The following is a 14,699-nucleotide window of genomic DNA, read 5'->3' as shown; positions in this document are numbered from 1 at the left end:
CTCGTCGACCCCGTGCCCCGAGAAGGAGCCCCGATGTCCCGCACCTCCTGGAGCGCCGCCGCCGCGGTCGCCCTGCTGCCGCTGCTCGCGGCGTGCGTCCCGAACGACCCCGCCGGCGGCGCCGCGAGCAGCGACGCCGCGGGCGCGCTGACGGTCAGCTCGACCGCCGACGCCTGCGAGGTGTCCGCCGACAGAGCCCCGAGCGGCACCCTGACGTTCTCCGTCACCAACGACGGCAGCGACGTCACCGAGTTCTACCTGCTGGCCGACGACGGTCTGCGGATCGTGTCCGAGATCGAGAACATCGGCCCCGGCATCTCCCGCGACCTCGTGGTTCAGGCCGCGCCCGGCGACTACTACACCGCCTGCAAGCCGGGGATGGTCGGCGACGGCATCCGCGCCGCGTTCACCGTCACCGACTCCGGCCAGGAGGTCGGGCCGACCGGCGACACCGCCGACCAGCTCGCCGCCGCCGAGACGTCGTACGTCGCCTACGTGAAGGACCAGGTCGGCTCGCTGATCGCCGGCACGCAGGAGTTCGCCGACGCCTACGCCTCAGGCGACGACGCCCGGGCGCGCGAGCTGTACGCCGCGACCCGCGTGCACTGGGAGCGCGTCGAGCCGGTGGCCGAGTCCTTCGGCGACCTCGACCCCGCGCTCGACCTGCGCGAGGCCGACCTCGAGGACGGCCAGGCCTGGACCGGGTGGCACCTGGTCGAGAAGGACCTGTGGCAGCCCGCCCCCGACGCGAACGGCGGCGCGACCTACGTGCCGCTGACCCCCGAGCAGCGCGCCGCCGCCGCGGACGACCTGGTCGCGAACACCCAGAGGCTGGTCGACCAGGTGACCGCCGACGGGTTCACCTTCGAGGCGTTCCAGATCGCCAACGGCGCCAAGGGCCTGCTGGACGAGGTCGCCACGGGCAAGGTCACCGGCGAGGAGGAGATCTGGTCGCACACCGATCTCTGGGACTTCCAGGCCAACGTCGACGGCGCCCGCGTCGCGTACGAGGTGCTGCAGGACGTCGTCACCGCGCAGGACCCCGACCTGGCCGCCGACCTCGACCAGCGGTTCACCGACCTCGAGGCGCTGCTCGCCGCGCAGGGCTCGGTCGAGGCGGGCTTCGCGCCGTACACCGACCTGACCGACGCGCAGGTCACCGAGCTGGCCGCCGCGGTCGACGCGCTGTCCGAGCCGCTGTCCCGGCTGACCAGCACCGTGACGGGGGCCTGACACGGACGGGCACCCGGCGCCGGTCCCGGGCGCGGCGGACCACGCCGCGGCCGGGCCGGCGGCCGACCGGCGCGGGATGTCCCGCCGGGCGCTGCTCGGCCTCGGCGGCGGCCTCGTCGTCGGGGCGGCGGCCGGGGCCGGGGCGACCGCGGCGGTCGAGCGGGCCCGGACCCCTGCGGCGTCCGCCGGGTCCGCCGCCGACCGCACCTTCCCGTTCACCGGCGCGCACCAGGCCGGGATCGTCACGCCCGCGCAGGACCGGCTCTACCTCGCCGCGTTCGACGTGACGACCACGGACCGCGACGCGCTCGTCGACCTGCTGCGCCGGTGGACGGTCATGGCCGCCCGGATGACGCAGGGCCTGCCCGCGGGCCGGTTCGACCCCGCCTCCGGCCCGTACGACGCGCCGCCGGACGACACCGGCGAGGCCGCCGACCTGCCCGCCGCGGGGCTGACGATCACCGTCGGCTTCGGGCGGTCGCTGTTCGTCGGGCCGCCCGGCGCCGAGGCGGACCGGTTCGGGCTCGCCGGGCGGCTGCCCGCCGGGCTGATCACGCTGCCGCACTTCGCCGGCGACGACCTCGACCCCGCCCGCAGCGACGGCGACCTCGTGGTCCAGGCCTGCGCCGACGACCCGCAGGTCGCCGTGCACGCCGTGCGCAACCTGTCCCGCGCCGCCTTCGGCACCGCACGGATCCGGTGGACCCAGCTCGGCTACGGCCGCACCTCCTCCACCAGCACCGCGCAGACGACGCCGCGGAACCTGTTCGGCTTCAAGGACGGCACCGCCAACCTCAAGGCCGAGGAGCCCGCCGCGGTCGACGAGCACGTCTGGGTGCCCGCGAGCGCCGCGACCGAGGTGGGCACCGACGCGGCCTGGCTCACCGGCGGCACCTATCTCGTCGCCCGGCGGATCCGGATGCACATCGAGACCTGGGACCGCTCCTCGCTGCGCGAGCAGGAGGCGCTCGTCGGCCGGACCAAGGGCGAGGGCGCGCCGCTGTCCGGCGGCACCGAGTTCACCGAGCCCGACCTCGACGCCACGGGCGGCGACGGGAAGCCGCTGGTCGCGCTCGACTCGCACGTCCGCCTCGCGCACCCGACGCAGAACGACGGCGTCCGGATGCTGCGCCGCGGGTACAACTTCACGGACGGCAACGACGCGCTGGGGCGGCTCGACGCGGGGCTGTTCTTCCTCGCGTTCGTCGTCGACCCGCGGACCCACTTCGTGCCGATGCAGACGCGGCTGTCCTCGCAGGACGGCCTGATGGAGTACCTGGTGCACACCGGGTCCGGGCTGTTCGCCGTGCCGCCGGGCGTGCCGGACGGCGCGCTGCCCACCGGGGCGGACGGGACGCCGGCGCTCGCGCCGGACGGGCCGTTCCTGGGGCAGGCGCTGTTCGCGTAGCGGGTCGGGCACCCCGAGTGGATGGTCTGGCCGGACACGCCGTCGGCGTGTCCGGCCAGACCATCCACTCGACGCGGGGGCCTCAGGCCAGGTAGGCCAGCACCACCGGGGCGTCCAGTCCGGCCCAGGTGCCGGTGAGCGCCCGGGTCTTCGGGACCTCGGGCCCGGTGAGCGGCTCGCGCACCACGACGACCTCCGGGTCGTCGGCCGCGTCGCCGGCCCCGCTCCCCCGGACCTGCACCGTCGGCTCGCGCTCCACCCGGCCCTCGGGCGTCTCCACCCACATCCGCACCTGGGTGTCGCCCTCGCGCACCACCCGGACGAGCTCCGCGCGGTACACCGGGTCCCCCGGGCCGTCGTAGACCCACCGGGTGCCGAGCACCGAGTGCTCCATCGTCCCGACCAGCCACTCCTGCGCGCCCGCCAGCGGTGCGCCCCGGTAGGTCAGCGGCACGTGCAGCAGCCGGCCGCCGACCTCGAGCAGGTGCGACTCGATGCCGACCTCGCCCTCCGGGTCGTCGAACCGGTACGCGCCGACCGGCCGCACGTCGGCCGGGGGCCCGTCGAACCACGGCTGCGCGGGCAGCCAGGCGGCGACGAGCTCGGCCTTGGTCGGGACGAGGGTGGCCCGGTGGATGATCGCCATGCCGCCCACGGTAGCGGGGCCGGCCGCACGCGCAGCCGCCCAGCCGGCCCGCCCCCGACTGTGCAACCGACACGTCGAGTGGGTAGTCGGCGGATGCACTCTCGACGTGTCGGTTGCCCACTCGGCGCAGCCAGCCCGGCGCAGCCAGCCCGGCCCAGCCAGCCCGGCGCCGCACGCCGCCCTCCGCCGTCCGGCGCCGTCCGGCGCCGCCCGCAGGCCGGGGCGAGCCGCCGCCTGGGAGGATGCCCGGGTGAACCAGCACCGCACCCCGCCCGGGCCGCTCGACACCGCCGCGGCCGACGCCCTCTGGCGCGCGTACGTCGCCGCGCACCCCGAGGCCGTAGCCGCGGGCGAGGAGTACGTCGTCGACCGGTTCGGCGACTCCGCCGAGCTGAGCGACGAGCTGCTCGGCATCGTCCGGCACGGCACCAAGCGCGCGACAGCCGAGCTGGTGACGGAGTTCGCCCACCGCGGCGAGCCGCTGCCCCGGGTCGGCGCGCACTGGGTCGCGTGCGACGGCCGCGGCGCGCCCGCGCTGGTGCTCCGCACGGTCGAGCTACGGATCGCGACGTTCCGCGAGGTCGACGCCGACTTCGCGTTCGACGAGGCCGAGGACGACCGCAGCCTGCGCAGCTGGCGCGAGCAGCACCGCGTCTACTGGGAGCGCACCTGCGCCGCCCGCGGTGCGGTGTGGAGCGAGTCCGACGAGATCGTGCTCGAGCGGTTCCGGGTGGTGTGGCCGCCGGAGGCGGCGGACTGACCCACCCGGGCCCGCGCGCCTACTCGGTCAGCGCCGCGCGCGCCTCGGCGACCTCCCGGGCGTCCGGCGACCCGGTGCGGTGCACCGACAGCTCCCCGCACCCGACGAGACCCAGTGCGACGACTCCCACGATGCCGGCGACGGCGATCCTGCGCATGACCCTGACTTCCTGCAGCGATTCGGACGAACCGGGGCATCCTGCCAGAACCGCGGCGCGGGCGTACCGGGCCGTAGGTCCTCGGCGCTCCCTGGCCGGGCGGAGGGATGCCGGGACACGCCGTACGAGTCCCGGGTGCGCGCGCGTCCGGGGACCCCGGTCCCCGACGACCACGTGCCGCTCCCGAACCCGGCCGCTCAGCCCTGGCTCGCGGGCAGCCGCACCGTGAACGTCGCGCCCACCCCCGGCGCGGCCCCGGCGCCCGCACCCGCAGGTCGGCGGCCGCCCCGGCCGCGGCTGCCCCGGCCGCGCTCACCCCCGGGGCCGTGCCGGGAAGCCCCGGGTCTTGACCGCCGCGTTGTCGTTCGGCAGCCACCACTGCGGCGGCAGGTCCGCCCGCGAGCCCCACCGGGGGCGCTCGGCGAGGTAGAGCCGGACGACCGCGACCGGCAGCCGCCCGCCCTCGGCGACCCGCAGCCCGCGCCGCCGGGCCCACGCGCGGACCTCCGCCGCGGGCACCCGCGCGGGCTCGGGGCGGGCGGCGGCCCGGCCCGGGGGGCTCCAGGTCGTCGTCATGAGCCCGCCTCCAGGGCGGCCTGATCGAGGCGGTGCGGCTGCACACCGAGCTGGTCCTGGAGCGCGTCCCGGAGGTGCGTCCCGTCCCCCGGACGCCGGGGCAGCCGGAGATCGAGGCCGACGCGCACGCGCTCGCGCGCCTCGGGTCGCTCCTCGCGGCGGGACGGGTCGGCGACGCCCAGGACGAGGTGCGGACCGTCGCGCGACCGCGGACGGCGCACATCCTCGCCCAGCACCACGACGCCTACGACGGCCTGGCGGACGTCCTGAGCGGAGACGTCGAGGCCGGGACCGCCACGGCGACGCGCCACCTCGCCCGCGCGCTCGACGACCTCGAGCCCGACGCGATCCAGGCGCACGCCTACGTCGGCGCGCTCGGCCTGGTCCTGCGCGGCCGGCTGGACGAGGTCGAGCAGCTGCTGACCGCCGTGCTCACCGTGCCGGGCGCCACGCCGGTCAGCGCGCACTTCCGCGCCGGGCTGCTCGGCTGGGGCGCCCAGATCGCGCGGTGGCAGGGCCGCGAGGACTACGCGGCCCGGCTGTGGTCACAGGGACAGGACATCGGGGCGGGCGCCGGGCCTTTCCCCGGGATGCTCGCGTTCGCGCCGCAGGCCGACGTCAGCCCGGCCGACCTCGGGGCGCAGGTCTGGGCGCTCGCCGCCGACCGCTCGGCGCGGGGGTACCACGTCCACGCGCTGTTCCTCGCCGGCACCGCGCTCGAGACCCCCGTCGCGGTCCCGGACCGCGCCGCCGCGATCACGCAGGCCGCCCGCGGGGCCCAGGGGCGCCTCCTCCCGGCGGTGGCGCGCTACGTCGACGCCGCGAGCCGGCGTGACGAGGCCGCGCTGGGCACCGCGGCGGCGGAGCTGGACGCGACCGGCGACGTCCTGCACGCCACCGCCGCGGCGGTCGCCCGCGCCGTCGCGCTGCACGAGGCCGGCCGTGCCACGGAGGCCGGCGACCAGGCCGAGGCCGCCTGGGGCCGCGCCGGCGGCTTCGGCACCGCCCGCCGCGCCCTGTTCGCCCCGCTGCGCGCGGAGGTCGGCCTCTCCGGGCGCGAGCAGGAGATCGCCGCCCTGCTCGGCGAAGGGCTGAGCGCCGCCCGCGTGGCCTCGGTGCTCGGGGTGTCCCACCGGACGGTCGAGGGCCACATCCTGCGGGCCTGCCACCGGCTCGGCGTGAGCACGCGGGACCGGCTCGTGGCCATGGCGCGGACGTGGCTGCTCTGACCGGAGCGGCCCGGGCGGCCCGGGAACGGCACGACCCCCAGCGGCGGTGGCCGCTGGGGGTCGTGGTGGCTCCCTCGACTGGACTCGAACCAGTAACCGTCCGATTAACAGTCGGATGCTCTGCCAATTGAGCTACGAGGGATCGTGCGGGAAGAACTCTAGCAGCCCTCCAGGGCTGCTCCGGACACGTCCCGCGTGGTCCCGGTCACGACTCCGGGCCGCGCTCCGGTCACGCCCGGAGGCCCGCCGCGGCGCGCACCCGGGCCTCGGCCGCGTCGAGCAGCGCGGCCACGCCGGGGTCGCTCAGGTCGACCCGGCCGGTGCCGATGACCTGCGTGAACAGCTCCCCCGCCTCGCCGCGGCGCAGGGCGACCCGGACCGGGCCGGCGCCGGGGACGGTGACGGTCTCGACGTGCACGACCGACGACTGCACCCGCTCCCGGAGGGTCTGCGCGAAGGCCACCGGGACGGGCGGGTCCAGGGGCAGCATCTCGGCCGCGCCGGACACCCAGTGCACGGTGATGGCCGGGGGCTCGGGGGCGAAGGACGCGCGGTCGACGTCGGACCACGGGTGCCGCCGCACCGGCGCGGCCGCGGTCCCGCCGGCGACGTGCAGCGCCTGCCGGGTGGCGACCAGCCAGCGGTCGCCCGAGGCCGCGGCGGCGAGCACCCGGTCGCCCGCCGGCAGGTCGAGGGCGCGGCGCACGTCGTCGGGCAGGGCGTGGCGGCGGGAGAAGAGCGGCACGGTGACCCACCGTAGCCGGACGAGCGCCGGGACCGGCCCGTCGGAGTAGCCTGTCGGCCATCGAGGGGCAGTAGCTCAGCCGGTCAGAGCAGCGGACTCATAATCCGTCGGTCGTGGGTTCAAGCCCCACCTGCCCTACCACCTCTGACCAGCGAATACGACTCATCAGTATCGGAGCCGCTGTAGCCAAGACGTTAGCCAATCACCCCGCTAGCCTCCGTCCCCCCGCCGGAGCACGACGGCCTCGACGTAGCCGGTCGAGGCGCGCACAGGTCGCCGGCGCGTACTCCCATGCCTCGCCTCGACCGAGCAGCGCGTTGACGCACTGGTAGTACGCCAACGGCGTCAAGCCCAGCCGATCGCGCACGTAGTCCTCCTTGGCTCCAGCGTGGCGCCAGAACCGCGACTCCGTGTCGAGGATGGCCCGGTCGCGGTCGCTCAGCACGGCCGGTCCAGCTCGACGTGCAGCGCGACGATCTCGGCTCGCTCCGCACGGGTGAGTCCGTCGTACCGAGCCATCAAGGTCGCCTCGTCCACCCACAGGCAGTCAGCGACCTCGCGCAAGTCCTCCGCCCAGCGCAGGGCGTCTAGCAGGTCGGACATCTCGATGAGACGGCGAGCCACCAGTAGGTCGACCTCGCGGTCGTCACGGTCGGTGCAGCCGTCGGTGTGCCCGAGCTCGATGTGTGCAAGCTCGTGCGCGATGGTGCACCGCCGCTCGACCTGCGTCTGGCGGGGGTCCATCCAGATCCGGTCCCGCCCGTTGTTGAGGGCGTACACGTCGAGCGACAGGTGCCGCCACTCAACGGTTACGTCGGGGCGTGCCCTCAGCGCCCTCCACGGATGGAACATGCCGCGACCGTACGGGCGACGACTGACACGTCACTCTTCCGGCGTACGGCCCGGCGGACGCTTCCGCGCCGCCGCACGCATCGGCGGCTCCTGCGGCTCGTCCGGTCGCAGGGATCGAACGTTGCTGGGTGCGGAGCCCGAGGGCTCCGGGGTATTGGGGGCGGGCTGCTCAGCACTGCCCTCACCTTCCCCTCGGTCTAGAAACGCGCTCACCACCGCTAGGACCGCATCGCGCTGCTTGCGGCTGAGGCGCGACGCCTCGGCCGGCAGTACGAACGGCTCGGTGGCTGTCGGGAGACCAGATGCCTCGCGGAGCTTGGACAGTGGAACGCCGAAAGCAGCCGACAGGGCGAGGAGAGTCTCCTCGTCCGGCTGCCCGTGCTTGCCGCGGAGGTAGAGCGAGATGGTCGAGAAGTCGATCGGGTGACCCGCGTTCGTGGCAATGGCAGCCAGCGTGCGGGTGCTCCGCTTCTCGGTGTTGGCCTCTCGCAGGACCTCGGACAGTGCGCTCACGAGTCCTGACCTTGGGTGTCGGTAGACGCTCGGCGCAACCGAGCGTGTAGACGCGCCGTCTACAAACCACAACGGTGCCACTCGCGTTCGGGCTGGTCAATGTGGGTGAACTGGCTGGACGCGTGTAGACGTTCGTGTCTACAGTGTTGAACGTGTTGACCAACAGCCCACAGCCGTCTACAGTCAGAGCGTCCAGCCGATACGGCATCGAGCGGAGGTTCTACATGCGAGTGAACCGCTCCGCCTTCGAGCAGTTCATGACCTACAAGGGTCTGAGCATCCGCGGTCTCGCCGACATCACCGTCGTCCAGTACAAGGGCAGGAAGCCGAAGAAGATCGGCCACGCCACGATCGGGCACCTGCTGTCCGGCGAGCGGACGACGTGCAGCTCTGAGACCGCGCGCGCCATCGAGAAGGCACTACAGGTCCCCCCCGGCACGATCTTCGTGCCCGAGATGTTGAACGTGTCCCCACACGTTCCACAGACAGGACGGGCAGCATGACCACAGACCTGATCCAGCACGCGTTCCACGGCCAGGCCGTGCGGACGATCACCGACGAGCACGGAGACCCGTGGTTCGTCGCCACCGACGTCGCGAAGATCCTCGGGTATGCCGCGGCCAAGGACATGACCCGACGCCTCGACGACGACGAGAAGGGTGGGCGTTCAGTGCCCACCCCTGGCGGGGTCCAGTCCGTCACCGTCATCTCAGAGGCGGGTCTCTACTCATCGATCCTCGGCTCCCGCGTCGACGGGGCGAAGGCGTTCAAGCGGTGGGTCACCCACGAGCTGCTGCCCGAGGTCCGCCGCACTGGCTCGTACTCCCTGCCGAAGGACTACCCGTCCGCGCTCCGTGCCCTGGCGGCCGAGGCGGAGACCCGGGCGGCGCTGCAGGCGAAGGTCGAGCAGGACGCCCCCAAGGTGCTGTTCGCCGACGCGGTCGCGACGACGTCGACCGACGTCCTGGTGTCGCACCTCGCGGTGATCCTCAAGGCGAACGGTGTCGACGTCGGCTCGACCCGCCTGTTCGGCTGGCTCCGCCGCGACGGGTACCTGTGCTCCCGCGAGGGCCGCGACTGGAACCGCCCTACACAGAAGGCGATGGACCTCGGCCTGTTCCGGGTCAAGGAGACCGCGGTGACGCACTCCGACGGCCGGGTCACCACCAGCGTCACGCCGGCGGTCACCGGCAAGGGCCAGACGTACTTCGTCAACCGGTACGCCGGTGTGGCGGTGGCGTCGTGAGCATCACCCTCACCCAGGTCTCATACGACCTCGTCGGCGCAGAGAAGGCGACCGGCATCTCCCGGGCCACGATCTCCGCCGCCGTGCAGAACGGGTCGCTGATCGCGCACTACGTCGGCGCGAAGGCCACGAAGCCCGTGTTCCGGGCCGTCGAGCTCGACGAGTGGGTCGAGTCCCTGCCGACCACCAAGGGCCAGGTCGCCTGACCACCCAGACCAATGGCGTCCCACCGGGCAAGAGGTCAGGACGCCACCGATCGCAAGAAGGAGTGTAGCCATGAGCGTCACCGAGGCAACGAACGCGGTTGAGGCCGCGCAGTGCGAGAAGCGCGAGGCGGAGCGTGACCGTGCGGCACTGACGCGTGCGCGTCGGCTTGCTACGGACGAGGGGTACGGCGCGGACGGTGATGTGATCGCGGCGCTGTCGTACCTGTCCACACTGGCCGCACGGCGATGGGAGCTGGCTGAGCGGGCGATCGACTCTGCGCTCGTCGCCCTCAACGAGGCCGAGCAGGTGTCCCGGTGAAGCGCCTCGGTCTCCTCTGGCTGGCGTCGGTGTACGTCGCGGCCCTGGTCTGGGGTGTTCCGGGTGTCGCGTGGTCCCTGATCGCGGGTCTGGTCGTGTCGTTCCTGGTGTTCCCGGGGTACTTCGCGACGACGGACCCGTACGACTCGACGTCCGAGCTCGACCGACGCGACGGGATCGGTGCGCGATGAAGCGGATCTACGGCCACATCGGCTGGTACGACGACGACGCCAGCGAGTTCGTCAATGGCCGGGCGATCTGCGGCAAGCAGGTGTCCCGCAAGCGTTCAGCCCCGCTCCTGGTGTGCGGCAAGTGCGCACAGGGGCTCGTGTCGTACGTGCCTCAGGCGCAGCGGCTCTTCACCTACCGGCAGTGGTCGCGATGACCGCGCACCCGGATCCGTGGCGTTGCCCGCACACAACCGGTCACACCTGCGACGCATGCGCCGGCATCAAGAAGGAGAACGCGAAGTGATCCACGACCTCAAGATCCGCACCCAGTGGCTCGCTCGCGTGAAGTCCGGCGAGAAGCGGTTCGAGCTCCGGAAGCACGACCGCGACTACCAGGTCGGCGACGTGCTCCACCTGACCGAGGTGAACGACTTCGGATCGCCAATCTTCTACCCCGAGTCGGGTGACGAATCCGAGGGTCCCGACCGCGGGCACAACACGTTCGACGTCCGCGTGCTGCACGTCCTTGACGGGCGCCAGGCAGACGGCATCGACGACGACTACTGCCTGCTGTCGATCGCTCCTGCGAGCCACGAATGACCCGCCCGTGTCCGCATCGCCCGCGCCGCTCCGTCATCTCCGGCAACCGGCACGCGTTCGTCTGCAACCGCCCGAAGTGCATCGGCCGCGCCATCAAGTGGGCCAGCCGTCACGCCCAGTACGCACTCACCGAAACGATCAAGGAGGACCAGTGAGCGAGCACTTCCACAGCGAGCAAGCCGCTCTGCTGTCCGAGCGCCTGATGCGCCAGTTCCCGGACGGCAGCATCGAGTGGGCCGACCGACCAGCCGGCGAGTGCGCACCGAACGTCGTGCCGCTCCCGACCACCGTCGTCGACCTGTGGGTGACATGTTTCTGCGCCGACGACACGCACCCCGAGCGTGAGTTCGCCCAGCGTCAGACCTGGGGGGACGGTCAGCCCGTCATCACCCCCGCCTGGCACCTCAACCGCGCCGACGCCGTCCACGACTACAACCACGCCGCCGGCCAGCGCCACATCGTCCACCGCGCCGCGCACATCGTCGTGCGACCCGACACCGCCGAGGTGGCGTGATGGCCCGCGTCTACATCTCTGGCCCCATGACCGGATACCCCGCGCTCAACCGCCGATCCTTCGAGGCGGCCGCCGCCGACCTGGCTGCCTTCGGCCACGAGCCCGTCGACCCTGGTGATGCTGACGTCCCCGAGCAGACGTGGGCTGCGTACCTTCGCGCCGACCTGCGGATGCTCCTCGACTGCGAGGCGGTAGCGGTGCTGCCCGGGTGGGAGGCGTCACGCGGCGCCGCCCTGGAAGTGCACGTCGCCCACCAGTTGGGGATGACCGTGCTCCCGATCTCAGAGTGGAGCGTCGCATGACCGCCCTGACGGACCGCGAGTTCCACGCCGAGCTCGACGCCATCCGCATCGACACCCTGCCTACCGGACTCCCCGCGCAGTGGGTCCAGGGCGAGTGCGACACCTGCGGCACCGACGACACCGTCCGCATCACCGCGGAAGGACTCGCCTGCCAGGACTGCTACGACGCCGACCCCGAACCCTACGACTTCGCCGACTGCGACGACCGCGCCGATCTGGGGTGGGGCTGGTGAAGAACTACCGCCTCGGGCACCTCGAATACGCGGCCATCGACATGTTCGACGGCGCCGAGCACTTCATCGACTGGCGCATGGAAGACATGCGCCGGCGCTGGCGGATCAAGTTCGCGTGGGGCCACGACCTCTACGTCATCTTCTCCGAGCGGTACGGGTACAAGCCCGGCCCGAAGAGGTGGCGCATCGGCCCACTTCGCATCGCCTGGTACGCGACGGGGGTCGAGTGATGAACCGCCCGCAGCAGCCGAAGCCGGCCGTCAAGAAGTGCAACCACTGCGCCTCCGTCAACTGCGCACCCCACTGCAAGTCCGTCCGCTGCGCCTGGTGGACCTGCAACGAATGCGCGCGTGTCTCCGACAACTTCAACCACCACATCGAGAAGAGAGCGGTCTGACATGACGCTCCACGTCTACAACGACCTCGAGCAAGGGTCCGACGCGTGGCTCGAAGCACGCCGAGGCATCGTCACCGCCTCCGTCGTCGGCCAGCTCATCTCCGTCAAGGAGGCGGGCCCGCTCAACGGGAAGTGCCCGGAGTGTGGCTCTGACAAGGGATCTTGGTGCGTGAGCCGGGCGCGCAAGGAGCCCACCCCGATCAAGACCTTCCACGCGTCACGGACCGCCCCTCCCGGCACCCCGCCGATCATCGACGTCGCTCACGACAACACCGCGGACGCTCTGACTCGGCTCCTCGTCGCCGAACGCATCACCGGATGGGTCGACCCCGTCTACGTGTCCGACGACATGATGCGCGGCACCCTCGACGAACCCATCGCCCGCGCCATCTACGCCGAGCACTACGCGCCGGTGGACGAGGTCGGGTTCATGGTCCGCGACGACTGGGGGTTCCGGATCGGCTACTCCCCCGACGGCCTCGTCGGCGACAAGGGCCTCATCGAGATCAAGTCCCGTCGCGCCAAGAAGCAGCTCGACACCATCCTCCGCGACGAGGTGCCCGCAGAGAACATGGCCCAGATCCAGTGCGGGATCTACGTCTCCGGCCGCGAGTGGTGCGACTACGTGTCGTTCTGCGGCGGCATGCCCCTCTACGTAAAGCGCGTCGAGTGGGACGAGCAGTGGCAGCGAGCCATCGTCGCCGCCGTCCAGGCGTTCGAGGAAGTCGCGTCCGAGATGACCGACCACTACACCACCGCCATCGCCGGCCGACCAGCCACCCAGCGCATCGACCACTTCCAGGAAGCGAGCCTCTGACCGTGGACATCTCCGCCATGCTCGTCGGCAAGTCCGACCAGCTCGACAACGTCGACCTCCTATCCGGCCCCCGCGACTTCACCATCACCGAGATCGGCCGCGGGAACGCCGAACAGCCCCTCAGCATCACCCTCGCCGAGTTCCCCCGGCCCTGGCGCCCCGGCCTCACCATGCGCCGCCTCCTCGCCGCCATCTGGGGCCCCGACGCCTCCGTCTACGTCGGACGCCGTGTGCGCCTGTACCGCGACGAGAACGTCTCCTTCGGGAACGACAAGACAGGTGGCACGCGCATCAGCCACGCCAGCCACATCGACAAGCGCGTGACCGTGTCGCTCCCGAAGTCGAAGGGGAAGTTCGCGGCGTTCACCGTCGAGCCCCTGCCCGACGCACCCGCCCCGTCGCCCACCCTCTCCCCCGACCAGATCGCCGCTTCCACCGACGTCACCTGGCTCCGGGAGCAGTGGAAGACCGCCGGCCCCCAGCAGCGCGAACGCATCCAGCAGCGCGTCGCCGAGCTCACGCCGCCCGACGACGCCGCCTGACCCCACACCCCACGTGCCCGGCGGTCATCTCCCGCCAAGAAGCCGACCGCCGGGCACTCCCCCATCACATGAAGGAACCGGACCATGTCCAGCAACCGAACCGTATCGCTGTCCGCATTCACGGTTACCCGACCAACCGACACCCGCCAGTCCGAGCCTGACCGCGGTGAGCCGTGGAAGGACCAGGCCGCGTGCCGCACCTGGGACTTCACCGTCGGCGACCCGTGGTTCACCCCGATCCCCGGGAAGAAGGGCCGCGACCGTTGGCCCCTGGTCGCCCGCTCGATGTGCGACGAGTGCCCGGTCAAGGCGATGTGCGCCCGTGACGCGATGACCTACGAGGAGCGCTCCGGTGAGGGGCGATTCGGGTTCGTCGGCGGCCTCACCCCCGAGGAACGGTCCGCCCTCGCACTGCTCGGCAAGGGGGCGACGGCATGACCGCCCCGAACCACGGAACCCGCGCCCGGTACAACACCCCGCACTCCTGCCGGTGCGACGCGTGCAAGGTCGCCGGTCGCAGGTACCGCAAGCGCAGGTTCCTTGACCTCGAGCTCGGCACCACGCGGCTCGTCGACGCGGGCCCGGTGCGCGCACATCTCGAAGCCGCAAAGGCCATGGGGGTCGCCGTGAAGGAGATGGCCGCCGCAGCCGGCGTGACCCGGTCTGTAGCGCAGGAGGTATATGTGGGGCAGCCGCGAGTCGACGCCACGGCGGCGGCTCGCATCCTCGCAGTCGACCCGAACGTCGTCCGTCGGCGTGGCCGCTGCATGGTCGACTCCACCGGTTCCGTCCGGCGAGTCAGAGCACTCGCCTCTCTCGGCTGGACCGGCAAGGACATGTCGTCCGGCCTCCGAGTCTCCCGGGCCACGATCACGCGTCTCCTTCACGGAGCTGACGAGATCAACGCTGCAACTCGTGACGCCGTCACGGCCGGGTATCGGCGCATGCTCACGCGCCAGCCCCCTGCAGCAACCGCGCGTCAACGCGAGGACTCGGCTCGGGCCAGGAACGTAGCCCGCCGCAACGGCTGGGCCGGGCCACTCGCGTGGGACGACATCGACCACGACGAGGCACCGGTCGACGTCGCCCCCTACCGCCCCGCCCCGAAGCCCATGCGGGCGCTCGAGCTCGCCGAGATGGGCCTCGGGAACGCCGAGATCGCCGTGCGCCTCGGGGTCAGCGCGTACACCGTCCGTGACTACCTGCGCTGGCGCGTGGCGGCATGATGCGCGTT

Annotated in this window: 26 protein-coding genes and 2 tRNA genes; 20 read left to right on the top strand and 8 right to left on the bottom strand. The window is 72.5% G+C overall.

Going from position 1 to position 14,699, the window contains the following annotated elements; all coding sequences use genetic code 11:
* The first annotated feature begins 33 nt into the window (after positions 1-33).
* Both efeO and efeB read left to right on the top strand, forming a co-directional pair.
* A complete protein-coding gene (efeO, locus tag MHY85_RS05395; protein WP_239193885.1) occupies positions 34-1,233 on the top strand; it encodes an iron uptake system protein EfeO in 1,200 nt (399 codons plus the stop codon).
* A gap of 76 nt (positions 1,234-1,309) precedes the next feature.
* Entirely contained in the window at positions 1,310-2,641 is a 1,332-nt protein-coding gene (gene efeB / locus MHY85_RS05390; protein ID WP_239193874.1) for an iron uptake transporter deferrochelatase/peroxidase subunit, read from the top strand.
* An 82-nt stretch (positions 2,642-2,723) separates the two neighbouring features.
* On the opposite strand, the gene MHY85_RS05385 is transcribed toward efeB, so the two are convergent.
* Positions 2,724-3,287, bottom strand: a complete 564-nt coding sequence (locus MHY85_RS05385; protein WP_239193872.1) for a hypothetical protein — start codon at positions 3,285-3,287, stop codon at positions 2,724-2,726.
* Between the two features lie 250 nt (positions 3,288-3,537).
* Here MHY85_RS05385 and MHY85_RS05380 point away from each other — a divergent pair, with 250 nt between their 5' ends.
* Positions 3,538-4,047, top strand: a complete 510-nt coding sequence (locus MHY85_RS05380) for an ASCH domain-containing protein (protein ID WP_239193870.1) — start codon at positions 3,538-3,540, stop codon at positions 4,045-4,047.
* A gap of 19 nt (positions 4,048-4,066) precedes the next feature.
* Here MHY85_RS05380 and MHY85_RS05375 read toward each other — a convergent pair whose 3' ends face one another.
* Together MHY85_RS05375 and MHY85_RS05370 are read right to left on the bottom strand one after the other, a co-directional pair.
* Positions 4,067-4,204 (bottom strand): hypothetical protein, encoded by a 138-nt coding sequence (locus MHY85_RS05375; protein WP_154729666.1) that lies wholly within the window; start codon positions 4,202-4,204, stop codon positions 4,067-4,069.
* A 312-nt stretch (positions 4,205-4,516) separates the two neighbouring features.
* Complete coding sequence (locus tag MHY85_RS05370; protein ID WP_239193868.1) at positions 4,517-4,780, bottom strand: hypothetical protein; 264 nt, start codon at positions 4,778-4,780, stop codon at positions 4,517-4,519.
* Positions 4,781-4,812: 32 nt separating this feature from the next.
* Between MHY85_RS05370 and MHY85_RS05365 the strand changes: the two genes are divergently transcribed.
* On the top strand, positions 4,813-6,009 hold the full coding sequence (locus tag MHY85_RS05365) for a helix-turn-helix transcriptional regulator (RefSeq protein WP_239193866.1): 1,197 nt from the start codon (positions 4,813-4,815) through the stop codon (positions 6,007-6,009).
* A 66-nt stretch (positions 6,010-6,075) separates the two neighbouring features.
* Here MHY85_RS05365 and MHY85_RS05360 read toward each other — a convergent pair.
* Both MHY85_RS05360 and MHY85_RS05355 read right to left on the bottom strand, forming a co-directional pair.
* A tRNA-Asn gene (locus MHY85_RS05360) sits at positions 6,076-6,151 on the bottom strand.
* Positions 6,152-6,238: 87 nt separating this feature from the next.
* Positions 6,239-6,754 (bottom strand): hypothetical protein, encoded by a 516-nt coding sequence (locus MHY85_RS05355; protein ID WP_239193864.1) that lies wholly within the window; start codon positions 6,752-6,754, stop codon positions 6,239-6,241.
* A gap of 64 nt (positions 6,755-6,818) precedes the next feature.
* On the opposite strand from MHY85_RS05355, the gene MHY85_RS05350 reads away from it, so the two are divergent.
* A tRNA-Ile gene (locus MHY85_RS05350) sits at positions 6,819-6,895 on the top strand.
* A 61-nt stretch (positions 6,896-6,956) separates the two neighbouring features.
* Here MHY85_RS05350 and MHY85_RS05345 read toward each other — a convergent pair.
* From MHY85_RS05345 to MHY85_RS05335, 3 genes are read right to left on the bottom strand one after another with little or no spacing between them, the layout of a single operon-like run.
* On the bottom strand, positions 6,957-7,199 hold the full coding sequence (locus MHY85_RS05345) for a DUF3263 domain-containing protein (protein WP_239193862.1): 243 nt from the start codon (positions 7,197-7,199) through the stop codon (positions 6,957-6,959).
* Positions 7,193-7,606 carry an ImmA/IrrE family metallo-endopeptidase gene (locus MHY85_RS05340; protein ID WP_239193860.1) on the bottom strand — a complete coding sequence of 138 codons (414 nt, stop codon included), beginning with the start codon at positions 7,604-7,606 and terminating at the stop codon, positions 7,193-7,195. Before MHY85_RS05340 ends, MHY85_RS05345 begins: the two co-directional genes overlap by 7 nt.
* A gap of 30 nt (positions 7,607-7,636) precedes the next feature.
* Positions 7,637-8,119: a helix-turn-helix domain-containing protein gene (locus MHY85_RS05335; protein ID WP_239193858.1), complete on the bottom strand. Its 483-nt coding sequence runs from the start codon at positions 8,117-8,119 to the stop codon at positions 7,637-7,639.
* A 152-nt stretch (positions 8,120-8,271) separates the two neighbouring features.
* On the opposite strand from MHY85_RS05335, the gene MHY85_RS05330 reads away from it, so the two are divergent.
* The 15 genes from MHY85_RS05330 (at position 8,272) to MHY85_RS05260 (ending at position 14,691) form a co-directional block, all read left to right on the top strand.
* Positions 8,272-8,622 (top strand): hypothetical protein, encoded by a 351-nt coding sequence (locus MHY85_RS05330; protein ID WP_239193856.1) that lies wholly within the window; start codon positions 8,272-8,274, stop codon positions 8,620-8,622.
* Positions 8,619-9,365: a phage antirepressor KilAC domain-containing protein gene (locus MHY85_RS05325; RefSeq protein ID WP_239193854.1), complete on the top strand. Its 747-nt coding sequence runs from the start codon at positions 8,619-8,621 to the stop codon at positions 9,363-9,365. Before MHY85_RS05330 ends, MHY85_RS05325 begins: the two co-directional genes overlap by 4 nt.
* On the top strand, positions 9,362-9,571 hold the full coding sequence (locus tag MHY85_RS05320; RefSeq protein WP_239193852.1) for an AlpA family transcriptional regulator: 210 nt from the start codon (positions 9,362-9,364) through the stop codon (positions 9,569-9,571). Before MHY85_RS05325 ends, MHY85_RS05320 begins: the two co-directional genes overlap by 4 nt.
* A 70-nt stretch (positions 9,572-9,641) precedes the next feature.
* A complete protein-coding gene (locus MHY85_RS05315) occupies positions 9,642-9,890 on the top strand; it encodes a hypothetical protein (protein WP_239193850.1) in 249 nt (82 codons plus the stop codon).
* A complete protein-coding gene (locus MHY85_RS05310) occupies positions 9,887-10,081 on the top strand; it encodes a hypothetical protein (RefSeq protein WP_239193849.1) in 195 nt (64 codons plus the stop codon). Before MHY85_RS05315 ends, MHY85_RS05310 begins: the two co-directional genes overlap by 4 nt.
* A complete protein-coding gene (locus MHY85_RS05305; protein WP_239193848.1) occupies positions 10,078-10,275 on the top strand; it encodes a hypothetical protein in 198 nt (65 codons plus the stop codon). The genes MHY85_RS05310 and MHY85_RS05305 overlap by 4 nt, the downstream gene beginning before the upstream one ends.
* An 85-nt stretch (positions 10,276-10,360) precedes the next feature.
* Entirely contained in the window at positions 10,361-10,660 is a 300-nt protein-coding gene (locus MHY85_RS05300) for a DUF3850 domain-containing protein (RefSeq protein ID WP_239193846.1), read from the top strand.
* Positions 10,661-10,811: 151 nt separating this feature from the next.
* On the top strand, positions 10,812-11,174 hold the full coding sequence (locus MHY85_RS05295; protein ID WP_239193844.1) for a hypothetical protein: 363 nt from the start codon (positions 10,812-10,814) through the stop codon (positions 11,172-11,174).
* Entirely contained in the window at positions 11,174-11,476 is a 303-nt protein-coding gene (locus MHY85_RS05290) for a DUF4406 domain-containing protein (protein ID WP_239193842.1), read from the top strand. The genes MHY85_RS05295 and MHY85_RS05290 overlap by 1 nt, the downstream gene beginning before the upstream one ends.
* Positions 11,473-11,709, top strand: coding sequence for a hypothetical protein (locus MHY85_RS05285; RefSeq protein ID WP_239193840.1), 237 nt, complete (start codon positions 11,473-11,475; stop codon positions 11,707-11,709). The genes MHY85_RS05290 and MHY85_RS05285 overlap by 4 nt, the downstream gene beginning before the upstream one ends.
* Positions 11,706-11,939, top strand: a complete 234-nt coding sequence (locus tag MHY85_RS05280; RefSeq protein ID WP_239193838.1) for a hypothetical protein — start codon at positions 11,706-11,708, stop codon at positions 11,937-11,939. The genes MHY85_RS05285 and MHY85_RS05280 overlap by 4 nt, the downstream gene beginning before the upstream one ends.
* A gap of 168 nt (positions 11,940-12,107) precedes the next feature.
* Positions 12,108-12,923 carry a lambda exonuclease family protein gene (locus tag MHY85_RS05275; protein ID WP_239193836.1) on the top strand — a complete coding sequence of 272 codons (816 nt, stop codon included), beginning with the start codon at positions 12,108-12,110 and terminating at the stop codon, positions 12,921-12,923.
* Between the two features lie 2 nt (positions 12,924-12,925).
* Complete coding sequence (locus MHY85_RS05270; protein ID WP_239193834.1) at positions 12,926-13,465, top strand: hypothetical protein; 540 nt, start codon at positions 12,926-12,928, stop codon at positions 13,463-13,465.
* A gap of 84 nt (positions 13,466-13,549) precedes the next feature.
* Positions 13,550-13,903, top strand: coding sequence for a WhiB family transcriptional regulator (locus MHY85_RS05265; protein ID WP_239193832.1), 354 nt, complete (start codon positions 13,550-13,552; stop codon positions 13,901-13,903).
* Positions 13,900-14,691, top strand: a complete 792-nt coding sequence (locus MHY85_RS05260; protein ID WP_239193830.1) for a hypothetical protein — start codon at positions 13,900-13,902, stop codon at positions 14,689-14,691. The genes MHY85_RS05265 and MHY85_RS05260 overlap by 4 nt, the downstream gene beginning before the upstream one ends.
* The last annotated feature ends 8 nt before the right edge of the window (positions 14,692-14,699 follow it).

Source organism: Cellulomonas sp. ACRRI, assembly GCF_022346185.1.
GTDB lineage: Bacteria > Actinomycetota > Actinomycetes > Actinomycetales > Cellulomonadaceae > Cellulomonas.
The sequence above is the reverse complement of the archived record's forward strand: the minus strand, read 5'-3'. Positions and strand labels throughout refer to the sequence as shown.